A 19,982-nucleotide genomic window follows, 5' to 3' on the forward strand; every position below is an offset into this window, starting at 1 on the left:
GCCTTTCTTTTCCCGGTAACTATGGCCTCGGGCCAAAGTTATTTATGCGTTTCGCTGCCCTATGACTTCACCAGCTTCGCAGACATGGGGTCATAGACATACCCAATGATGCTACCATCCTTGATACGTGCTACAGCCTCATCGATGACGAATAACGGAACGAGAAACCATTCCTCGGGCTGCACTGGATGGCCGAAACGGTCATTAATGGCAATGTTAAGCCGTGCGGGTGCAAACAACCTGTGAAACAGGTTTTCCATCCGGGTGCGGTTGATGCCAGCGAGCTTGTATGAAGCTACCACCTCGACCTTCGCCAATAGATAGGTGGAATCGTGTTCAGCATTGGCAATACGAGTCTCTACCTTGCCGCCAGTCACACCAATCTTGTGAATGACATCACGATGTTCAGCCACATAAGGGTTATCAGATAGCGAACGCAACACATAGATGGTGCCACTTTCAAGATCGCTCTCTTCTAGAGCATCGCTGAATAAAGGCCCCATGTCTGGATCGGTAATTCGGCGTGCTGTTTCGTCTTTATACAGGGCACGAACCAATGACAGCCGAAGTAGGTTGCTTTCCGTACCATTCGAATAAATGACACGCAGCCGAGCATCTTTCTTTCCCTGTGGCGAATCAAACTCTTCACCTTCTTCAGCCACATAAGCCGTTTGACCATCCAGGATGAACCAATGGCCTACTTCAATCGTTGCATACTGCCCAAAAGGTCGGGTAACTCTTAATCCTGAACTTAGATCACTGCGTACCTGTTCAAATAGCGGTTTGAACGTATCAAAATCCTCGCACGGCTTGCGATCCGCGATCGCTTGTACAGCACGCTTTTCGGCGCTAGCACGAACATGACGCAAGACAGTGATATCTTCCTCGCTGATAACATCCGCCAGTTCGGCAGCCAAATTATCGATATCGATAATTTCGTCCACTGAATCCGCTACCTCGGCCCCTCCGGCCAACAAGCCCTGATGATCCAGCGGCTCTAACAAGGCACGGCAGGCTGGGAGGCTGCGTAGCCGATCGAGCCGCACTGCATAGAGGCGCTCGAAGATCTGACGATCTTCGCCATGTTGCGGTGCACGTCCATGTTGGTCAGCGAAGCGCTGGATTTCCTCAAAACCTGCGATGATGCGTTCCTCGTTGGCTGGACGTCCTTTTTTCTTCTCAGGTGGTGCAAACTCGGCAAGTTCATCAGCCAAATCGTCTAGATCAGATTTACTCATAACGTCCCTCCGCCCTAAAACGCATAAACGCGGCTGCGCCTTCAGCAAGATGCTTTTCCCAGGCATCCGGTGAAGTTAACGATGGGAGGCGCCCACGTTCACGTTTGAATTCTGCCGCGCGCTTGGCGATCACTTTGGCATCTTCAGGCGTGACCGAGGTACGCTTGGCCGAGATGGCCGCCGCGACCTGCTTCAAGCTATCTTCGCTCATTGTCTTAGCAAGGATGGCGTAGGCTTCACCAAAGGGATTGATGCGGTCGATAAGGTCTATGTCTAAATCGCGTACGTCCATCGCAAAGCGACGCACTCCGTCAATAAGGGCAGTATTGAGCGTGCCATCGTTCTCGCCGTTGACAATACGTTTGGCCTGCTGCGTGAGGTTAAGCGCTGCGATAGCGTGCTGACGCACAGCCTCCTGATCTTCAGCGTCAAGTTCAGGATACTTATCTTTGATGATCTTACCCATACGAACCTGTGTTAATTCTTCAGGAATCAGCTCTTCATCGAACAAACCACGTTCGATGGCGGGCTTATCCTGAACAAAAGCTGCGATCACTTCGTTTAAATCTTCCTGACAGATGCGTGCCGCTTCTTGGCTCTTGGGCGTGGCAAGCCCCTTGATCTCGATTTGATACGTTCCTGTCTGCTCATTAACACCCAAATTGCAGCTATCCGGATCATACCCTCCATCACCATAGTTAAAGCCTGGAGTCGGGCCGCTTTCTGGGTTCTTTGGCTTAAACTCGAAGCGCGGAGCCAGCACCTGCTCCATCAACAGGCTTGCCGCGATGGCTTTCAAGGTATCGTTGACTGCCTCGGTTACTGCTCCCTCTACAGCGTCTGGCTCGGCGATCAGGTTAGTAAATCTCGCGCGGGTTTTACCCGGTGCGTCGCGAGTAGCGCGACCGATGATCTGCACGATCTCAGTCAGGCTGGCACGGTAGCCAACGGTCAGCGCATGTTCGCACCAGATCCAGTCGAAACCTTCTTTCGCCATACCAAGTGCAATAATGATGTCCACATAGTCACGGTCAGTCTTCATTTCTGCAGCTCGAAGGCTTTCCTGAATCTTGCCTTGGCTAGTTGGATCCACCAGGTCAGCAATACGCAATACTCGGCCATCGAGACATTTGACTAGCTGGAAACCTGTCGCAGGATCCGCACCTTGCCAATCGCCTAGCTTGCCGAGAATATGCTCCACTTCCTTGATTTTATCCTTTGTACTCTCGCGGGAATTGACGTTGGGAATATGGATAATGGTCTTCTTGTCAGGATCGAGGACATTGAGGATGTCATCAACGTAGGAGCCACTGTAGAAGAAGTAACCGATATCGAGTTGCTTGAGGTATTCGTAACCGTTGAGTTGTTCGTAGTAGGTGTAGGTGACTGTATCGAACTTGGACTCATCCTCTGGAGCCAATACAGCCTCTGCATCACCCCGGAAGTAGGAGCCAGTCATGGCAACGATGTGCGTTTTGTCTCGCGCGATGAACTGCCCCAAATGCTGTCCGAGCTTATTGTCCGGGTTGGCTGACACATGATGAAACTCATCGACAGCGATCAAGCAATCGTCAAACACCTCTACGCCATAGGTATCGACCGCGAAGCGAAAAGTTGCGTGTGTGCAAACCAGCACCTTGTCGCTACCGTCAAGAAAGGCACCTAAAGATTTCACCTTGCCGCCATTATCATTACCGGGCGCGTTACACAGGTTCCACTTAGGTTCAACATACCAATCAGCCCAAAATCCATACTGCGATAGCGGTTCATCGTTGAAACTCGCGCCGATTGATTTTTCTGGCACGACGATGATGGCCTGCTTAATCCCTTGGTTTTCGAGTTTATCGAGTGCGATGAACATCAGTGCACGACTCTTGCCGGAAGCAGGCGGCGACTTGATGAGAAGATATTGTTCTCCACGCTTTTCATAGGCCCGTTCTTGCATAGGCCGCATCCCAAGGGCATTAGAATTGGTCGATGTTCCATTGCGTGCATAGGTTACGGAAACGGACGGTACTGACTTGATCTTGACGCTCATGCGTTGGCTCCTGCATTACGCTTCTTGCCCTTGACCGGTGCAGCCGAAGCAGACATCTGTGTATAAAGGTCAAACAGCTTTTCTAACCGCTCAGTATCGTTTTTGAAGCGTCGGCCGATGTAAATGCGCTCCAGCACTTCGTCATTGCGGTCATGTGCTGCGCGTAGGTCGTCTGGCATATTGTCTGGGGCGTATAGCTCGGCGATGGTAGACGGAAAATGGTGTTCACGCACTAACAGGATGTCTTCGGCACAACGCGTCAGGTCGGTTTTGTTCTTTTCCGTCAGCGTTGGTAACGGGAAAGTGTTCCAGCCGAGAGTATTGGAATAAGAAAAGTCGGTTCGCATTCGAACACAGACTGTACCAATCCAAACCCAGTGTAGGCGTGAGGCGATCAACGCTAAGTTCCACAAAGGGGCATCATAGAGAGCAAAGTTGCGATCACCGACTACAAAATTAGATGTTAAGTAGTCCACCGGAAGGTATGGGCGATTTTCGGATGAAACTCGTGGTACAACTATTGATGCTTCTTTTGCAGAGCCAGCAATCTGTACGAATCGATGTGGTTGCTTAGCAAAAGCACGAGTAGATTCAGCGTCAGATTCAAGGCGTTTATTAGAAACATGCGCCAGACGTTGTGCAATGAACTTACTTTTTTTCGCAGTCTCTACTTCCTCATCTTCGATCCACAGGCAATAGCGTAGTTTTCCATTGATGAGTTCTTCCGAGCCAACAAATCGTTTTATAAACGGCTGAGCTACCACATCTTCAGCCATTATTTTTGCCGCAAGACTAGAATCTAAAAACAGATTCCCACCATCACGAGGCATGTTGCCGAATAACATGATTGACTGCTCGCCAATAGGTGCATTTGCCTTCTGTACATAGGCTCGGCTGTCGGGCACGAGATATGGACCAATGGCCGAACATTGCTTAAGTAAGTCTCCCTGATACAGTCTTTTCTGCAAGGACGAGTTCTTGCCTAAACCCACCACTACTACGGTTACACCTGCGTTATTGCTGGCAAGATTGGCCCATTTAAAGGAAGTATGGGCGAAGCGAATTTCATACCCACGCTCATACGCCACTGGCCAGACATCGATCGCCTGTTGTCCTTGGCATACGCTGTTGGTTGTAACAAATGCAGCAACCGCTTCCGGCACTTTATCGGCGTAATCGAAGAATCTGGCGAACCATCCGGTCACGAAATCAGTAGTTTTTGCTAGTTTAGGATGTTTAGCCCAAGCGTTAGCCATGTCTGCTTTCTGCTCATCACTTTGCCACTTACTGCCGCGATATGGGGGGTTCCCGCAGATATATGTTTCTCCACCTTCGTTCTGAAAGTCGATCTCAGCCTGGTCGAGTGGTGTCTCAAATAGATCGTCTGCCTGCCACTTCACGTCAGTTCCAGTAGCAGGGCAAACACTCAACCAGTCAATTCGCAGCGCGTTGCCACAGGTAATCCAGTTATCATTGCGCAGAGGCAGAAATTCGGCTAAGGCTAGCTTAAGTCCCCGGTACAGCACATCGCACTGGTATTCGGTGATAACCAGCGCAAGGCGAGCAATTTCCGCCGGGAAGTCACGTATTTCAATCCCGCGAAAGTTGGTAAGAGGAATGTCAGAGGCTCGATCTAGTTCACCGCGACGCCGATTGATCTCGGCCTCGATGGCGCGCATTTCCTTATACGCAATCACCAAAAAATTGCCCGAGCCACATGCGGGGTCGAATACTCGGATACGGGCCATGCGCTTACGCAGATTAAGCAGCATGCGAGGGTTATCGCCCGCTTCCTCTAGTTTGGCCCTCAGTTCGTCGAGGAACAAAGGGTTAAGTACCTTGAGAATATTGGGTACACTGGTGTAATGCATTCCCAAATCACCGCGCTCTTCGTCTTCGGCAATGGCCTGAATCATCGATCCGAAGATGTCCGGGTTTATTTTGGTCCAGTCCAGATTGCCAACATGTAGTAGGTAGGAACGAGCGATGCGACTAAAGCGCGGCACTTCATCATTACCTGAGAACAAAGCGCCGTTAACATAGGGAAACTCTGCAGCCCAGCGTGGAATACCGATGGCAGTACGTTGATCGCGGGGGGTGTTCATCGCGCGAAAAAGTGTGGCGATGACGTCATGCATATTGGAAGCGTCACGCTCACTCATCTGCGCAATGGTGTCGGTAAAACGGCCCTTGCCAATAAAAATATCGGTGTCTTCGGCAAAAAAGCAAAAAATTAGACGCGCCATGAATTTGTTCATATCATGACGGCGCCCCGCAGTACTCCATTGCGGATTATCTTTTAGCAGTTCGACGTACAGGCGATTCAGGCGGCTAGTAGCCCGGATGTCAAAGGCGTTCTCATTGATCTGATGAACGGTGCTGATACCTGCCAACGCCAGAAAGAAACCGAAGTGGTCAGGGAAGTCTTTATAGGCACAAGCAACCGTTTCGCCGCTTACCAAGTTTTCTGCTTCCAAGACTGAGCCGTCCGTGGCGAGAATGAACTTCGCTTTAGCCTTATCTGTCGCCGAACTGGTCTTGAGCGCGGCCAACATACGCGTCACTTGCCCAGCTTCGCACGTCAAAATATGAATGTTGCTGGTCTGGAGAACACCGCCTAAGTCGGACTTGTTCGTTGCTCCGGCGCGCAGACGTTTGATAGTCGTTTCCTTGTTGCCAAAGGCTTCAAGAAAAGCATAAGGAAACTCTACAGGATCATAGGGTTGCGCTGCAAGATCCGTGATGGCTTGTTCTATTTCTACGGGGTTCATTTGCTAACAACTCTCCATTGGCATGTGACCGTCCTGCTGCTATCGATGTGCAGTGAACTTATGTCATGCCCTAAGTTTTCTTGGAAATTTTTGACAATAAGTTTATCAGAATAGAACTTGGCGCTGTAGCGGATTCTGCCCAGTCATCCCACTAACCGTATTCCTTTCATCCCGCCCTCAATGATACTTCCACAATCTGCAGCCATTACAAAATCAGCCCACCATTGCATCATTGGGCGACGCTGTTCCAGGTAATCGCTGCGGTTATAAGCACGTCGAACCTCATTCTTATCCACATGAGCAAGTGCTGCCTCAATAACATCAGGCGGAAAGCCTTGTTCATTCAGTGCAGTACTGGCAATTGATCGCAGACCGTGTGAAACGAGCACTCCACCAAAACCTGCACGTTTTAGTGATGCGTTAACGGTTTGGCTATTCATGGGCTGGTTGGGCTTGATACGGCTAGGGAATATAAATTCTCGATTTCCACTCAACGGCTTCATCATCTCCAGTATCGCAATTGCTTCATCTGACAATGGAACAGTATGGTCACGGTTCATCTTCATACGTGATGCAGGGATCTTCCATTCTCGCTCTTCCATGTCTACCTCTTCCCAACGGGCTTCGGCCGCTTCGGCAGGGCGGGTTATGGTAAGAAGCTGCCACATGAACAGGCATCGGGTTGAAAGACTAATGCTGGCCGTACGCATCGTCTGCATCAGTTGAGGTAGCTGATCCGGCCGAATACTGGGCATATTTTTCTTCTGTGGTTTCTCAAATGCCTTGCCAATATTGACACTGGGCACAGCATCTATCAGGCCTGTGTTCTGGGCATATATCATGACCTCATTAATGCGTTGGCACAGGCGACGAACGGTTTCCAGTGCTCCTCTGGCCTGAACCGGTTGGACGGCCTGAACCAGTGTGTGAGCTTTAATATCTGTAACGCTAACGTCGCCAATTGCAGGAAAGACATCTCTTTCAAGAGAGCGCCAGATATCGTCGGCATAGTCCTCGGTTACGCTGGCTTTCTTCACATTCCACCAACGTTCAGCCACGAGTTGGAAAGTATTGGTTTTGGCTTCCAGCGAACTGCGCAATTGTTCTTGCTGATGTTCCTGCGGGTCGATTTGTTTTACCAAGAGAGAGCGAGACTCTGCCCGGTAGTTTCTGGCATCGGCAAGGGTAACTGATGGGTAGGGGCCGATGCTCTTCTTCGCTCGTTTCTTGGTAACAGGGCGAATGTAGCGAAACTGCCAGATTTTACTCCCGCTGGGTTTGATGAGTAGCTCAAGGCCATCACCATCATAGAGAACGTAGTCCGCTTCTTTGGGTTTGGCTGATTCGATCTCTTTAACAGATAGAGGTTTGGTTTGTCTTGCCATTGCCGGGTTTCCATAGTTTTAGGCACCTCAAAAACAATAAAGCTTTATGAGGTGCCTAACAAGGTGCCTAAAAGGTTCGGATTTAATTAGTTGGCATCAGACTTCGCGGGACAAATTCAAGGCACAAAAAAGCCCGCAGGGCTTGCGCCGTGCGGGCTCTTAGGACTTCATCGGATGACTCTGGTAATCACCGATGGAGAATTTTGGTGGAGCTGGCGGGAGTTGAACCCGCGTCCGAAATTCCTACATCCTCGGCACTACATGCTTAGTCAGTCTTTACATTCGCTTGCCAGCTGCGGACAGACACGCCACTAACAAACTAGCCTGATTAGATTTAACGCTTCAACCCCAGGCAGGGCATCCACGCGATCTCTTTTGGGTTTGACCTCTCTTTGATCCCCGTCTTAAGAGCGGAAGCTAGGGAGAGAGGGCTCAGAGCAGGTTATTAAGCTGCTAAAGCGTAGTTTTCGTCGTTTGCGACTATTTTTTGCGGCTTTTTACGAGGCCAACCGCCCCTCGGCATGCACCTTGGGTTTCGCAAATCCCGTCGAATCCAGAATCAGCCCCAATGTGTAGGTCAAGTATAACAGATTTGTGAATGTCGTTACCAGCCCCATTACGCAGGATTGTTTCAACGGGGTGGACGAAAAAGCAGCATCAACAAAGATATAGCGTAAGGGCCAGCGAGAGCTGGCCCTCAGGGGAGGGGGTTAGCGTCCGGCGTGCTTCATAATACGCGCCTTATCCAGCGCCCATTCACGATCTTTCAGGTCGGTACGCTTGTCGTGCTGTTTCTTACCTTTGGCGACGCCGATTTTCACTTTGCACCAGGCGTTCTTCCAGTACAGCGACAGGGCGACGACGGTGTAACCTTCGCGGTTAATGCGGCCGTACAGCGTGTCGAGTTCGCGCTGGTTGAGCAGCAGCTTACGGGTGCGCGTCGGGTCGCAGACATAGTGGGTGGAAGCCACGGCCATAGGCGTAAAGTTGGCGCCGAACAGGAAGGCCTCGCCATCCTTCAGGATGACATAGCTATCGCCGATGTTGGCTTTGCCTGCACGCAGGGATTTGACCTCCCAGCCCTGCAGGGCGAGACCAGCCTCGTATTCATCTTCGATAAAGTATTCGTGACGGGCGCGTTTATTCAGCGCAATGGTGGCTGATCCAGGTTTGTGGGCTTTTTTCTTAGTCATAATGTCCTGAAGTCATCGTCTTATACACAGTTACCTCGATCGCATCCTGCGAGGTGTACTGCGCATCTTAGCACGAGTTGCGGCACAGCGTTTTTTTTAGCAGCAGATAAATGATATTATTTGCACTGTGTTTAAATGTGGAACCTGCTATGCCTCAGATTAGCCGTACTGCGCTGGTGCCTTTCAGCGCGGAACAGATGTATCAACTGGTAAACGATGTGAAGTCCTATCCTGATTTTCTGCCAGGCTGCACCGGTAGCCGCGTGCTGGAATTGGGGCCGACGCAAATGACGGCGGCGGTTGATGTGTCCAAAGCCGGCATCAGTAAGACCTTCACCACACGCAATACACTGACCAGCAACCAGAGCATTTTGATGAGCCTGGTGGATGGCCCGTTCAAGAAGCTGATTGGCGGCTGGAAGTTTATTCCGCTGAGCCCCGAGGCCTGCAAAATCGAATTCCATCTCGATTTCGAGTTTACTAATAAACTGATTGAGATGGCTTTTGGCCGGATCTTCAAAGAGCTGGCCGCTAACATGGTGCAGGCGTTCACTTCGCGCGCCAAAGAGGTTTACAGTGCCGGCTAATATTCGTGTTGAAGTCGCCTACGCGCTGCCTGAAAAGCAGTATCTGCAGCGGGTCACCCTGGACGAGGGGGCGACGGTCGAGCAGGCGATTATCGCCAGCGGTCTGCTGGCGCTGCGTGATGACATCGATCTGGCGAAAAACAAGCTGGGTATCTACAGTCGTCCGGTAAAGCTGCATGACGAAGTTCACGACGGCGACCGGGTGGAAATCTATCGTCCGCTGATCGCAGACCCGAAAGAGCTGCGTCGCCAGCGGGCAGAGAAAAGCGCCGCAAAGTAACCTGCAGCAGACCGGCTATCAGCCATAAAAAAAGCGCTCACCGAGCGCTTTTTGCTTTTCCGGGCCTTACTGACTGGTCAGCGCAGGCTTGTTATCAATGTTAGTCAACACACCGCCGCTGTTGAAGGTCAGGGTCAGGGTCTGCTGAGTCACTTTCTGGTGGCCCGGCTCCTGACGGAAGACATAGAACCAGGTATTGGTGCCGAACGGATCCGTCATCATTGGCGTCCCCAGAGCATAAGCTACCTGCTGTTGCGTCATACCGACACGAATTTTTGCTACATCGTTTGGTGCCAGATAGTTACCCTGGTTGATGTCAGGACGGTAAACCACTCGTTCCAGAGTGGAACAGCCTGCGGTCAACATAAGAAGAACCGCTGCGGCAGCAGTCAGCGTTTTACAGCGCATAGTGATTTGATTCCTTTTTGGGCCCGAGCAGTACGTGGCTCATCTGTAATATGCCGATAATAATAGACCTTCGCGCCGTTGGAAACCTCCGGCTGCAGGTCAGCAGGCAATTTGCTGTTCACTATGACCCTGTGAAAATCAAAAAGTTTACGCCGCAAGCAACTCTTTCGCGTTCGCCAGGGTGTTGCGCGTGACTTCGCTGCCGCCCAGCAGACGGGCCAGCTCCTGCAAGCGAGCACGTTTATCCAGCGGCTGCATATGGGTTTCGGTCATCTCGCCATCGGTCTCTTTGCAGACAAAGAAATGATGGTGGCCGCAGCCTGCGACCTGCGGCAGGTGGGTCACGCACATCACCTGCGTGGACTCGCCCAGCTGGCGCAGCAGCTTGCCGACCACGGCGGCGGTCGGGCCGCTGATGCCGACGTCCACTTCGTCGAAGATGAGCGCCGGGGTTTCCATTTTACGCGCGGTGATCACCTGAATCGCCAGCGCAATGCGCGACAGTTCGCCGCCGGAGGCCACTTTGGCGATTGGCTGCAGCGGCTGACCGGGGTTAGTGGTGACGCGGAACTCAATATGGTCGGCGCCGTCGGCGGTGAGATGGCGTTCATCGAACGCGACCTCAATCGCGAAGACCCCGTGCGGCATCGAAAGTGAGTGCATACTTTCGGTGATAAGCTGGGTCAGCTCGTCGGCGCTGGCCTGGCGCAGGGCATGCAGCTGGCGTGCGGTCTCCAGCGCCAGCTGATGATGTTCGACCACCTGCTGGCTGAGGGATTCCAGCGAGCCGGCGCTGTCGTCCAGCAGGCGCTGCTCTTCCAGCATCGCCTGATAAACCGCCGGCAGCTCTTCCGGCATCACCTGATGTTTACGCGCCAGCGCGATTTGTCGGGAAATCCGTTGCTCAAGTTCAAACAGACGGTTCGGATCGAGATCCAGACGGTCATGGTAGTGGCGCAACTCGTCGCTGGCCTCGCTAAGCTGAATGGCCGCCTCTTCCAGCATATCCAGGACGCCGGAAAGCTTGCTGTCCATGCCCACCAGCTCGCTGACCAGCTGCTTCGCGGTATAAAGCTGGCTCTGCAGATTGGCCTCTTCGCCGTCCGCCAGTACCGTAAGGGCGTGCTGGCAGGTGCTGAGCAGCTGGCCGCTGTTGGCCAGGCGCTTGTACTCTTCGTCAATCTGCTCGAATTCTCCCGGCAGCGGGTTAAATTCGTTCAGCTCTTTAAGCTGATACTGCAGCAGATCGGCGCGGGCGGCGCGCTCCTGGCTCTGCTGCTGATGCTGGGCCAACTCGCGACAGCTCTGGTGCCACTGGCGATAGTGCTCGGCCATACGCTGAGTAAGCGCATACTCACCGGTATAGCCGTCGAGCAGCGTTTTTTGGTGTTCGGGTTTGGTCAGCAGCTGGTGGGCATGCTGGCCGTGGATCTGGATCAGCAGCTGGCCCAGCTCGCGCAGCTGCGAGAGCGGGACGGCGGTGCCGTTGATGAAGCCGCGCGAGCGGCCGTCGGCGCTGATCACCCGGCGAAGTAAACACTCACGCCCGCTCTCCAGCTGATTCTCTTCCAGCCAGCGCTGGGCAGCCGGGGTATCTTTCAGCGCGAAGCGCGCGCACAGGTCGGCACGGGTGGCGCCGCGACGCACCATGTCGGCTTCCGCTCTGCCGCCGAGGCACAGCCCCAGCGCGTCGATGGCAATGGATTTCCCGGCGCCGGTTTCCCCGGTGATGGCGGTCATGCCGCTGTGGAAATCAATTTCCAGTTCACGAACGATAGCAAAATTACTGATGGTGAGTTGCGCCAACATAGCTGCCTTCCTGTATGAAAAACCAATACTGTGTTTTCGTACAGTATAGACTGGTTTTTTATCCAGTAAAGAGGCAGCCGTGAAAATCAGAACAATTTTTTCGACCAGCCGAGCTTGGTGCTTAATGTATTGAAATAGCTGTAATCTTTAGGGTGAATCAGATTGAGGTGATAATCACAGCGGCGAATGAGGACATCTTCGCCATCCTGGATCGGCAGGGCAATCTGGCTGTCGCAGCTGATCTCCAGATCGCTGCAGCGGTGAGAGAAGCGTAGGCGGATGGTGCTGTCGCCGTTGATCACCAGTGGTCGCGCTGAAAGGGTGTGCGGGAACATCGGCACCAGGGTGATAGCGTCCAGCGACGGCGTAAGGATTGGGCCGCCGGCCGACAGCGAGTAGGCGGTGGAGCCGGTCGGAGTGGAGATAATCAGGCCATCGGATCGCTGAGAGAACGCAAAGACTTCGTCGATATAGACTTCGAACTCAATCATATGCGCCACTTTGCCGGGGTGCAGCACCACTTCGTTGATGGCGGTGCTGATACGTTTCTGGCAATCCTGCTGACACACCTGGGCCTCCAGCAGAAAGCGTTTCTCGGCGATGTAGTGGCCTTCCAGCACGTCGGCGAGCTGCTGCAGGGCGTTGTCCGGGTCAAGGTCGGTGAGAAAGCCGAGGTTGCCGCGGTTAATGCCGATGACGTTAATGTCGTAACGGGCCAGGGTCCGCGCCGCGCCGAGCATATTGCCGTCGCCGCCCACCACCACCGCGAGGTCGGCCTGTTGGCCAATCTCCGCCAGCGTGCCGGTTTTCACGTTGCTGAGCTGAAGTTCATGGGCGATCTGCTGTTCAACCAGCACTTCATACCCTTTGCTGCACAGCCAGCGCCAGAGCATTTCATGTGTGGTCAGGGCGGTGGGGTGACGAGGATGTCCCACAATGCCGATACACTTGAAATGGTTCTTCATGATCTGGATGTCCTTGCGTTAAATGAAATAGTGACAATCTGTCCGCTTCCCTTGAAACCCGGAAACTGATCCCCATAATAAGCGAAGTTAGCGAGATGAATGCGAAAAAAACGCGGAGAAATTCATGAGTAGTAAAGAACAGAAAACGCCTGAGGGGCAAGCCCCGGAAGAAATTATCACGGAGCAGCACGACGACGTTGAGGCGGTAGAGCCTGAAGTTTCGGCTGAGCAGGTGGATCCGCGCGATGAAAAAATTGCGAATCTGGAAGCCCAGCTGGCTGAAGCGCAGAAACGTGAACGTGAAGTGATGCTGCGTGCCAAAGCCGACGAAGATAACCTGCGTCGTCGTACCGAGCAGGATATCGAGAAAGCGCACAAATTCGCGCTGGAAAAATTCGTCAATGAACTGCTGCCGGTAATCGACAGCCTGGACCGCGCGCTGGAAGTGGCTGACAAGGCTAACCCGGAGCTGGCGCCGATGGTGGAGGGGATCGAACTGACCCTGAAATCTATGCTGGACGTAGTGCGTAAGTTCGGCGTGGAAGTGATCGCCGACACCAACGTTCCGCTGGATCCGAACGTCCACCAGGCCATTGCGATGGTCGAGTCTGAAGATGTGGCGGCGGGCAACGTGCTGGCCGTGATGCAGAAAGGTTATACCCTGAACGGCCGTACTATTCGCGCCGCGATGGTGACGGTAGCGAAAGCGAAATAACGCTTGCTGCCTTGCTCAACGGCTGCCTGCGGGCGGCCGTTTTTTGTGTCATCGCTCCCGGCGCGAGATAAAAAAACGGCGGGCCGCAGCCCACCGTGATGTTAATTCCTTCGCTAGCGCTACTCCGCGACGCTCTCGCGTAATGATTTCACCGGCATCACTTTCACCTGTTTGATCATGTTGTCCTGCACGTCGAGGATATCTATATCGTACTGCTCAATGCGCACGCGGGTGCCTGGGACCGGGATCTCTTCCAGCGCTTCGAGGATAATACCGTTGACGGTGCGCGCTTCATCTTCCGGCAGGTGCCAGTTAAACGCTTTGTTGATTTCGCGAACGTTGGCGCTGCCGTCGATAATCACCGTGCCGTCGTTAAGCGGGGTCACTTCCTCCGCCAGGGTGGGTGACATGGAGGTGGTGAAGTCGCCGACAATCTCTTCAAGAATATCTTCGACGGTGACCAGCCCCTGAATATCGCCGTATTCATCGACCACCAGACCGACTTTCTTTTTATTGCGCTGAAATTTCACCAGCTGGGTGCTGAGCGGCGTGCCTTCCGGCACAAAGTAGATCTCATCTGCCGCCCGCAGCATGATCTCTTTTGTGAACTCTTTCTTCTCCGTCATCAGACGGTAGGCTTCGCGAACGCGCAGCATGCTGATGGCATCGTCCAGCGAATCGCGGTAGAGCACGATGCGGCCATGCGGGGAGTGGGTCAGCTGGCGGACGATAGATTTCCAGTCATCATTGATGTCGATGCCGACAATCTCATTGCGCGGCACCATGATGTCGTTAACGCTGACCTTCTCCAGGTCCAGCACCGACAGCAGCATATCCTGATTGCGTCGTGAGATTTGTGAACGGGATTCATTCACAATCGTGCGCAGTTCATCTTTGCTCAGGGCGCTGCTGATGACGGTATCGGTGCGGATGCCCATCATGCGCATCAGTATGCGGGTGATGGTATTCAGCAGCCACACCAGCGGCATCATCAGCACCTGCAGGGGCGCCAACAGGAAGCTGCTGGGGTAGGCGACCTTTTCCGGATAGAGGGCGGCGATGGTCTTCGGCAGCACTTCGGCAAATACCAGCACCACAAAGGTAAGTACGCCGGTGGCGATCGCGACGCCGGCGTCGCCGTACAGGCGCATGCCGACGATGGTGCCCAGCGCCGAAGCGAGAATGTTGACAAGGTTATTGCCGATCAGCACAAGGCTAATCAGGCGGTCCGGCTTGCGCAGCAGCTTCTCCACGCGCTTGGCGGGGCGGTTGCCTTGTTTCGCCATGTGGCGCAACCGGTAGCGGTTCAGCGTCATCATGCCGGTTTCGGAACCGGAGAAATAGGCAGAGATAATCACCATGACGATCAGCGTTATGATCAGCGTGGTGGTGGAGATATGTTCCACGTAGGATTCCTTAAAAGACTTAGCTCACGAACTGCTGCAGCACGCGGCTACCAAAATAGGCCAGCGTCAGCAGACCGGCGCCAGCGACGCTGAACCAGACCACACGACGTCCGCGCCACCCTTCATGATAGTGCCCCCACAGCAGGACGATATAGACGAACCACGCAATAATCGACAGCACCGCTTTATCGATATTTTCGCTGCTGAACAGATTGTGCATGTAGAACAGGCCGCTGCACAGCGTCAGGGTCAGCAGCACCACGCCGACCTGGGTGATGTGGAACATTTTGCGCTCAATGCTCATCAGCGGCGGCATTTCGCTGCTGAAGGCCAGCTTTTTATTCTTGAGCTGGTAGTCGATCCACGCCAGCTGCAACGCATACAGCGCGGCAATGATCAGCGTGGCGTACGAGAAGAGCGACAGGCCGATATGCACCAGCATCCCCGGGGTGGTTTCCAGGTGGGTGATATATTCGTTAGGCACAAATGTGGCGAAGGCCAGGTTGATCAGCGCGAAGGCATAGACGATAGGCAGCAGCAGCCAGCCGCGATTGCGCGAGGCCACGATAGTCATCACCGTACAGATCATCAGGCTGACCAGCGACCCGACGTTCAGTAAGCTGAGATTTTGCCCGCTCTTGCCGCCGGGGAATATCCGTGCTTCCAGCGCAAAAGCATGGCAGATCAAGGCGATAGTCGCAGATAAAATCGCCATTCGCCGCCAGCTGCTGTTTTTTTGCAGCAAGCCGGGGATAATCAGCGCGAGGCTGACGGAGTAGGCGACAAGGGCGAGTAGAGCAAAAACAGGCATAGGTGTCGGCTGTTGGCTAAATAAGAAAGAGAAGCAGTATAACGTTAGCAGGCCTCTGCTCCAACCGTTGCAGCACATTCAGATTGATGTCGTGTTATACTCCGCCACATTCGTTTTGTGTGTCGCTGCGGCGACCGACCGTTTCCACCTCAGGCGAGAGACAATGTTTGATAATTTAACCGATCGTTTGTCGCGTACGCTGCGCAACATTAGCGGCCGCGGACGCCTTACAGAAGACAATATTAAAGACACCCTGCGCGAAGTGCGCATGGCGCTGCTGGAAGCGGACGTTGCGCTTCCGGTGGTCCGTGATTTCATCAGCCGCGTCAAAGAGAGCGCGGTCGGCCATGAAGTCAATAAAAGCCTGACCCCGGGTCAGGAGTTCGTCAAAATCGTCCGCAACGAGCTGGTGGCGGCGATGGGCGAAGAGAACCAGACGCTCGACCTGGCCGCGCAGCCGCCAGCCGTGGTGCTGATGGCTGGCCTGCAAGGTGCTGGTAAAACCACCAGCGTCGGTAAGCTGGGGAAATTCCTGCGCGAGAAGCACAAGAAGAAAGTGCTGGTCGTTTCCGCGGACGTTTACCGCCCGGCGGCGATCAAACAGCTGGAAACCCTGGCCGAGCAGGTCGGCGTCGATTTCTTCCCGTCTGATGTCGGGCAGAAGCCAGTTGATATCGTCAACGCGGCGCTGAAAGAAGCGAAACTCAAATTCTACGACGTGCTGCTGGTGGATACCGCCGGTCGTCTGCACGTTGACGAAGCGATGATGGACGAAATCAAGCACGTCCACGCCGCCATTAACCCGGTTGAAACCCTGTTCGTCGTCGATGCGATGACCGGTCAGGATGCGGCGAATACCGCGAAGGCCTTTAACGAAGCGCTGCCGCTGACCGGCGTGGTGCTGACCAAAGTGGACGGCGACGCCCGCGGCGGCGCGGCGCTGTCGATTCGCCATATTACCGGCAAGCCGATTAAATTCCTCGGCGTCGGCGAGAAAACCGAAGCGCTGGAGCCGTTCCATCCGGACCGCGTCGCTTCCCGTATCCTCGGCATGGGCGACGTGCTGTCGCTGATCGAAGATATCGAGAGCAAGGTTGACCGCGCGCAGGCCGAGAAGCTGGCCTCCAAGCTGAAGAAAGGCGACGGTTTCGACCTCACCGACTTCCTTGAGCAGCTGCGCCAGATGAAAAACATGGGCGGCATGGCCAGCCTGATGGGCAAGCTGCCGGGCATGGGGCAGATCCCGGACAACGTGAAAGCGCAGATGGACGACAAAGTGCTGGTGCGTATGGAAGCGATCATCAACTCGATGACCCTGAAAGAGCGCGCTAAGCCGGAAATCATCAAAGGTTCGCGTAAGCGCCGTATCGCCGCCGGCTGCGGCATGCAGGTGCAGGATGTGAACCGTCTGCTCAAGCAGTTCGACGACATGCAGCGCATGATGAAGAAGATGAAGTCGAAAGGCGGCATGATGAAGATGATGCGCGGGATGAAAGGGATGATGCCGCCAGGCTTCCCGGGTCGTTAAAAACAAGGGCATAAGGCTATCTTGTTTGCCATTTTAGCGCCGGGGTGTGCTCGCCATCCTCACGTACTACCTGTACGTTACAGTGGTTGCGCACACGCTGGTACTAAACTGGCTGCACCGCCGACGGCCTTTTACAGCAGACTTATCAACTGCTGATTGCATTTTCCCCAGAAATCAGTAAAATTTTCGGGCTTTTAATATGACACCGGGCTCCGTTCCTCGATGGGGCCCGGTTGTTTTATTCACACAAGAGGATGTTATGGTAACTATTCGTTTAGCACGTCACGGCGCTAAAAAGCGTCCGTTCTACCAGGTTGTTGTCACCGACAGCCGTAATGCACGCAACGGTCGCTTCATCGAGCGCGTTGGTTTCTTCAACCCGATCGCTAACGGTGCGGAAGAAGAAACTCGCCTGGATCTGGATCGTATCGCTCACTGGGTTGGCCAGGGCGCTACTGTTTCCGATCGCGTTGCCGCGCTGATCAAAGCCGCTAACAAAGCAGCTTAATCTGTCACGGTGGTCATGATGAGCAAGCAACACACCGCGCAAGCACCTGTTGATCCGATCGTATTGGGGAAAATGGGTTCTTCCTACGGTATCCGTGGTTGGCTCAGAGTGTTTTCCTCCACCGAAGACGCCGAAAGCATTTTTGACTATCAGCCCTGGTTAATCCAGAAGGCGGGTCAGTGGCAGGTCGTTGAGCTGGAAAGCTGGCGCCACCACAATCAGGACATCATCATCAAGCTGAAAGGCGTTGACGATCGTGATGCCGCGAATCTACTGACTAATTGCGAAATTATCGTGGATTCATCGCAGTTGCCGGAGCTGGAAGAGGGTGACTACTACTGGAAAGACCTGATGGGCTGCCAGGTAGTTACGACGGAAGGCTATAGCCTCGGTAAAGTCATCGATATGATGGAAACCGGGTCGAATGACGTGCTCGTCATCAAGGCAAACCTGAAAGATGCATTTGGTATCAAGGAGCGGTTGGTTCCGTTCCTCGATGGGCAGGTTATCAAGAAAGTCGATCTCACTACGCGTACTATCGAAGTAGATTGGGATCCTGGTTTTTAAATTCTCCGGATAAACGGTAAAAGACGGCGCTATGTGGATTGGCATAATTAGCCTGTTTCCTGAAATGTTCCGCGCAATTACCGATTACGGGGTAACTGGCCGGGCAGTAAAAAATGGCCTGCTGAGCATCGAAAGCTGGAGTCCTCGCGACTTCACGCATGACCGGCACCGTACCGTGGACGATCGTCCTTACGGCGGCGGACCGGGGATGCTAATGATGGTGCAACCCTTACGGGATGCCATTCATGCAGCAAAAGTCGCGGCAGGTGAAGGCGCGAAGGTGATTTATCTGTCACCTCAGGGACGCAAGCTTGATCAAGCGGGCGTCAGCGAACTGGCAACGAATCAGAAACTGATTCTGGTGTGCGGTCGCTACGAAGGGATAGACGAGCGCGTAATCCAAACCGAAATTGACGAAGAATGGTCAATCGGCGATTACGTTCTCAGCGGTGGTGAGTTACCGGCAATGACGCTGATTGACTCCGTTTCCCGGTTCATTCCGGGAGTACTGGGCCATGAAGCATCGGCAACGGAAGATTCCTTTGCTGATGGGTTGCTGGATTGCCCCCACTATACCCGTCCTGAAGTGTTAGAGGAGATGGAAGTACCGCCAGTATTGCTGTCGGGAAACCATGCTGAGATACGTCGCTGGCGTCTGAAGCAGTCGCTGGGCCGCACCTGGCTTAGAAGACCTGAACTTCTGGAAAACCTGGCTCTGACTGAAGAGCAAGCAAAGCTGCTGGCGGAGTTCAAAACTGAACACGCGCAACAGCAGCATAAACATGATGGGCAGGCGTGAGCCCCCAATATCAGTTTACCCAGGATAAGAGATTAAATTATGAGCAACATTATTAAGCAACTTGAACAAGAACAGATGAAGCAGGACGTACCTTCCTTCCGTCCGGGTGATACCGTGGAAGTGAAAGTATGGGTTGTTGAAGGTTCCAAAAAACGTCTGCAGGCATTCGAGGGCGTGGTTATCGCTATTCGTAACCGCGGTCTGCACTCTGCATTCACTGTTCGCAAAATTTCCAACGGCGAAGGCGTTGAGCGTGTCTTCCAGACTCACTCTCCGGTAGTTGACAGCATTGCTGTTAAACGTCGTGGTGCTGTACGTAAAGCTAAACTGTACTACCTGCGTGAGCGCACTGGTAAGTCTGCTCGTATCAAAGAGCGTCTTAACTAAGATTCGCTTTCGCGACATCCTGATAGAAAGGGCTGGCCAGATGGCTGGCCCTTTTTTTATCTTTGTTGTAACCATCGTGATGTAAATCATTTACAATACGCCCTCTATACGGAGGGGCGGTGGTCAGCAACAGTTTTCAGCAAACGACACCTAAACGGCGAGCCGCCTGGCTGGCGCTGTTGGCGATCCTGCTGATCGTGGTGGCCCCCCTGATCTCCGTCTCCCTGCAAAAAGACCCCATGAGCGCCATGCCCGGTATGCACCACGCCATGATGATGGATAGCTCGTCCGCGAGCATGGCGCAGATGCCCGGGCACAAGATGGCGATGATGCACAGCACAGACGGCGCCACGCATACCGGACACGAAATGCCGCTGGACCATGCCGAAGCGTGTGGCTATTGCGTGCTGTTAGCCCATGTCCCGGGGCTCCTTTTCGCGCTGGCGCTGTTCGTCGCCATGCTCCTTCGGCGCATTCGCCTGCCGGTTTCTCGCCCGGTATTAAAGCACTGGCACTACTTTCCCTGGCTCTACCCCGAAACCCGCGCCCCGCCGCGGCTGTCTGCTTTTTCCCTTTAATAAAAATCA

At 53.7% G+C, this 19,982-nt stretch carries 19 protein-coding genes and 1 other RNA gene; 9 read left to right on the forward strand and 11 right to left on the reverse strand.

The window, feature by feature from the left end; all coding sequences use genetic code 11:
* Positions 1-59: 59 nt before the first annotated feature.
* The 6 genes from ACR809_RS05945 to smpB form a co-directional block, all read right to left on the reverse strand.
* Positions 60-1,238, reverse strand: coding sequence for a GIY-YIG nuclease family protein (locus ACR809_RS05945; RefSeq protein ID WP_060436577.1), 1,179 nt, complete (start codon positions 1,236-1,238; stop codon positions 60-62).
* Positions 1,231-3,276, reverse strand: a complete 2,046-nt coding sequence (locus ACR809_RS05950) for a DEAD/DEAH box helicase (protein WP_060436579.1) — start codon at positions 3,274-3,276, stop codon at positions 1,231-1,233. The genes ACR809_RS05945 and ACR809_RS05950 overlap by 8 nt, the downstream gene beginning before the upstream one ends.
* On the reverse strand, positions 3,273-6,047 hold the full coding sequence (locus ACR809_RS05955) for a class I SAM-dependent DNA methyltransferase (protein ID WP_060436581.1): 2,775 nt from the start codon (positions 6,045-6,047) through the stop codon (positions 3,273-3,275). The genes ACR809_RS05950 and ACR809_RS05955 overlap by 4 nt, the downstream gene beginning before the upstream one ends.
* 143 nt (positions 6,048-6,190) lie before the next feature.
* Complete coding sequence (locus ACR809_RS05960) at positions 6,191-7,432, reverse strand: integrase (RefSeq protein WP_060436582.1); 1,242 nt, start codon at positions 7,430-7,432, stop codon at positions 6,191-6,193.
* Between the two features lie 204 nt (positions 7,433-7,636).
* Positions 7,637-7,999, reverse strand: a transfer-messenger RNA (tmRNA) gene (ssrA, locus tag ACR809_RS05965).
* A gap of 143 nt (positions 8,000-8,142) precedes the next feature.
* Positions 8,143-8,625: an SsrA-binding protein SmpB gene (smpB, locus tag ACR809_RS05970; RefSeq protein WP_002914164.1), complete on the reverse strand. Its 483-nt coding sequence runs from the start codon at positions 8,623-8,625 to the stop codon at positions 8,143-8,145.
* Positions 8,626-8,774: 149 nt separating this feature from the next.
* Between smpB and ACR809_RS05975 the strand changes: the two genes are divergently transcribed.
* Both ACR809_RS05975 and ACR809_RS05980 read left to right on the forward strand, forming a co-directional pair.
* Positions 8,775-9,212 (forward strand): type II toxin-antitoxin system RatA family toxin, encoded by a 438-nt coding sequence (locus tag ACR809_RS05975; RefSeq protein ID WP_004174798.1) that lies wholly within the window; start codon positions 8,775-8,777, stop codon positions 9,210-9,212.
* Positions 9,202-9,492 carry an RnfH family protein gene (locus ACR809_RS05980; RefSeq protein ID WP_004145682.1) on the forward strand — a complete coding sequence of 97 codons (291 nt, stop codon included), beginning with the start codon at positions 9,202-9,204 and terminating at the stop codon, positions 9,490-9,492. Before ACR809_RS05975 ends, ACR809_RS05980 begins: the two co-directional genes overlap by 11 nt.
* 66 nt (positions 9,493-9,558) lie before the next feature.
* Here the strand turns inward: ACR809_RS05980 and bamE are convergent, their stop codons facing one another.
* The 3 genes from bamE to nadK form a co-directional block, all read right to left on the reverse strand.
* On the reverse strand, positions 9,559-9,900 hold the full coding sequence (bamE, locus tag ACR809_RS05985) for an outer membrane protein assembly factor BamE (RefSeq protein ID WP_002914160.1): 342 nt from the start codon (positions 9,898-9,900) through the stop codon (positions 9,559-9,561).
* Between the two features lie 147 nt (positions 9,901-10,047).
* A complete protein-coding gene (gene recN, locus ACR809_RS05990) occupies positions 10,048-11,709 on the reverse strand; it encodes a DNA repair protein RecN (RefSeq protein WP_004174799.1) in 1,662 nt (553 codons plus the stop codon).
* An 86-nt stretch (positions 11,710-11,795) separates the two neighbouring features.
* Positions 11,796-12,674 carry an NAD(+) kinase gene (gene nadK / locus ACR809_RS05995; protein ID WP_002914158.1) on the reverse strand — a complete coding sequence of 293 codons (879 nt, stop codon included), beginning with the start codon at positions 12,672-12,674 and terminating at the stop codon, positions 11,796-11,798.
* A gap of 124 nt (positions 12,675-12,798) precedes the next feature.
* Between nadK and grpE the strand changes: the two genes are divergently transcribed.
* Entirely contained in the window at positions 12,799-13,389 is a 591-nt protein-coding gene (grpE, locus tag ACR809_RS06000; protein ID WP_004174800.1) for a nucleotide exchange factor GrpE, read from the forward strand.
* A 119-nt stretch (positions 13,390-13,508) separates the two neighbouring features.
* On the opposite strand, the gene ACR809_RS06005 is transcribed toward grpE, so the two are convergent.
* Together ACR809_RS06005 and ACR809_RS06010 are read right to left on the reverse strand one after the other, a co-directional pair.
* Positions 13,509-14,795, reverse strand: coding sequence for an HlyC/CorC family transporter (locus ACR809_RS06005; protein ID WP_004149392.1), 1,287 nt, complete (start codon positions 14,793-14,795; stop codon positions 13,509-13,511).
* 19 nt (positions 14,796-14,814) lie between these two features.
* Positions 14,815-15,606, reverse strand: coding sequence for a cytochrome C assembly family protein (locus ACR809_RS06010; protein WP_122051105.1), 792 nt, complete (start codon positions 15,604-15,606; stop codon positions 14,815-14,817).
* Positions 15,607-15,769: 163 nt separating this feature from the next.
* On the opposite strand from ACR809_RS06010, the gene ffh reads away from it, so the two are divergent.
* The 6 genes from ffh (at position 15,770) to ACR809_RS06040 (ending at position 19,973) form a co-directional block, all read left to right on the forward strand.
* Positions 15,770-17,134 carry a signal recognition particle protein gene (gene ffh / locus ACR809_RS06015; protein ID WP_002914152.1) on the forward strand — a complete coding sequence of 455 codons (1,365 nt, stop codon included), beginning with the start codon at positions 15,770-15,772 and terminating at the stop codon, positions 17,132-17,134.
* A 259-nt stretch (positions 17,135-17,393) separates the two neighbouring features.
* Complete coding sequence (gene rpsP / locus ACR809_RS06020; RefSeq protein WP_002914149.1) at positions 17,394-17,642, forward strand: 30S ribosomal protein S16; 249 nt, start codon at positions 17,394-17,396, stop codon at positions 17,640-17,642.
* An 18-nt stretch (positions 17,643-17,660) separates the two neighbouring features.
* Positions 17,661-18,209 (forward strand): ribosome maturation factor RimM, encoded by a 549-nt coding sequence (gene rimM, locus ACR809_RS06025; RefSeq protein ID WP_004150977.1) that lies wholly within the window; start codon positions 17,661-17,663, stop codon positions 18,207-18,209.
* A gap of 31 nt (positions 18,210-18,240) precedes the next feature.
* On the forward strand, positions 18,241-19,008 hold the full coding sequence (trmD, locus tag ACR809_RS06030; protein WP_102098353.1) for a tRNA (guanosine(37)-N1)-methyltransferase TrmD: 768 nt from the start codon (positions 18,241-18,243) through the stop codon (positions 19,006-19,008).
* A gap of 39 nt (positions 19,009-19,047) precedes the next feature.
* Complete coding sequence (rplS, locus tag ACR809_RS06035; RefSeq protein WP_002914145.1) at positions 19,048-19,395, forward strand: 50S ribosomal protein L19; 348 nt, start codon at positions 19,048-19,050, stop codon at positions 19,393-19,395.
* 119 nt (positions 19,396-19,514) lie between these two features.
* Entirely contained in the window at positions 19,515-19,973 is a 459-nt protein-coding gene (locus tag ACR809_RS06040; RefSeq protein ID WP_002914119.1) for a DUF2946 domain-containing protein, read from the forward strand.
* Positions 19,974-19,982 lie beyond the last annotated feature (9 nt).

The sequence above is a fragment of the Klebsiella sp. CD33 genome, assembly GCF_051992865.1.
Lineage (GTDB): Bacteria > Pseudomonadota > Gammaproteobacteria > Enterobacterales > Enterobacteriaceae > Klebsiella > Klebsiella pneumoniae.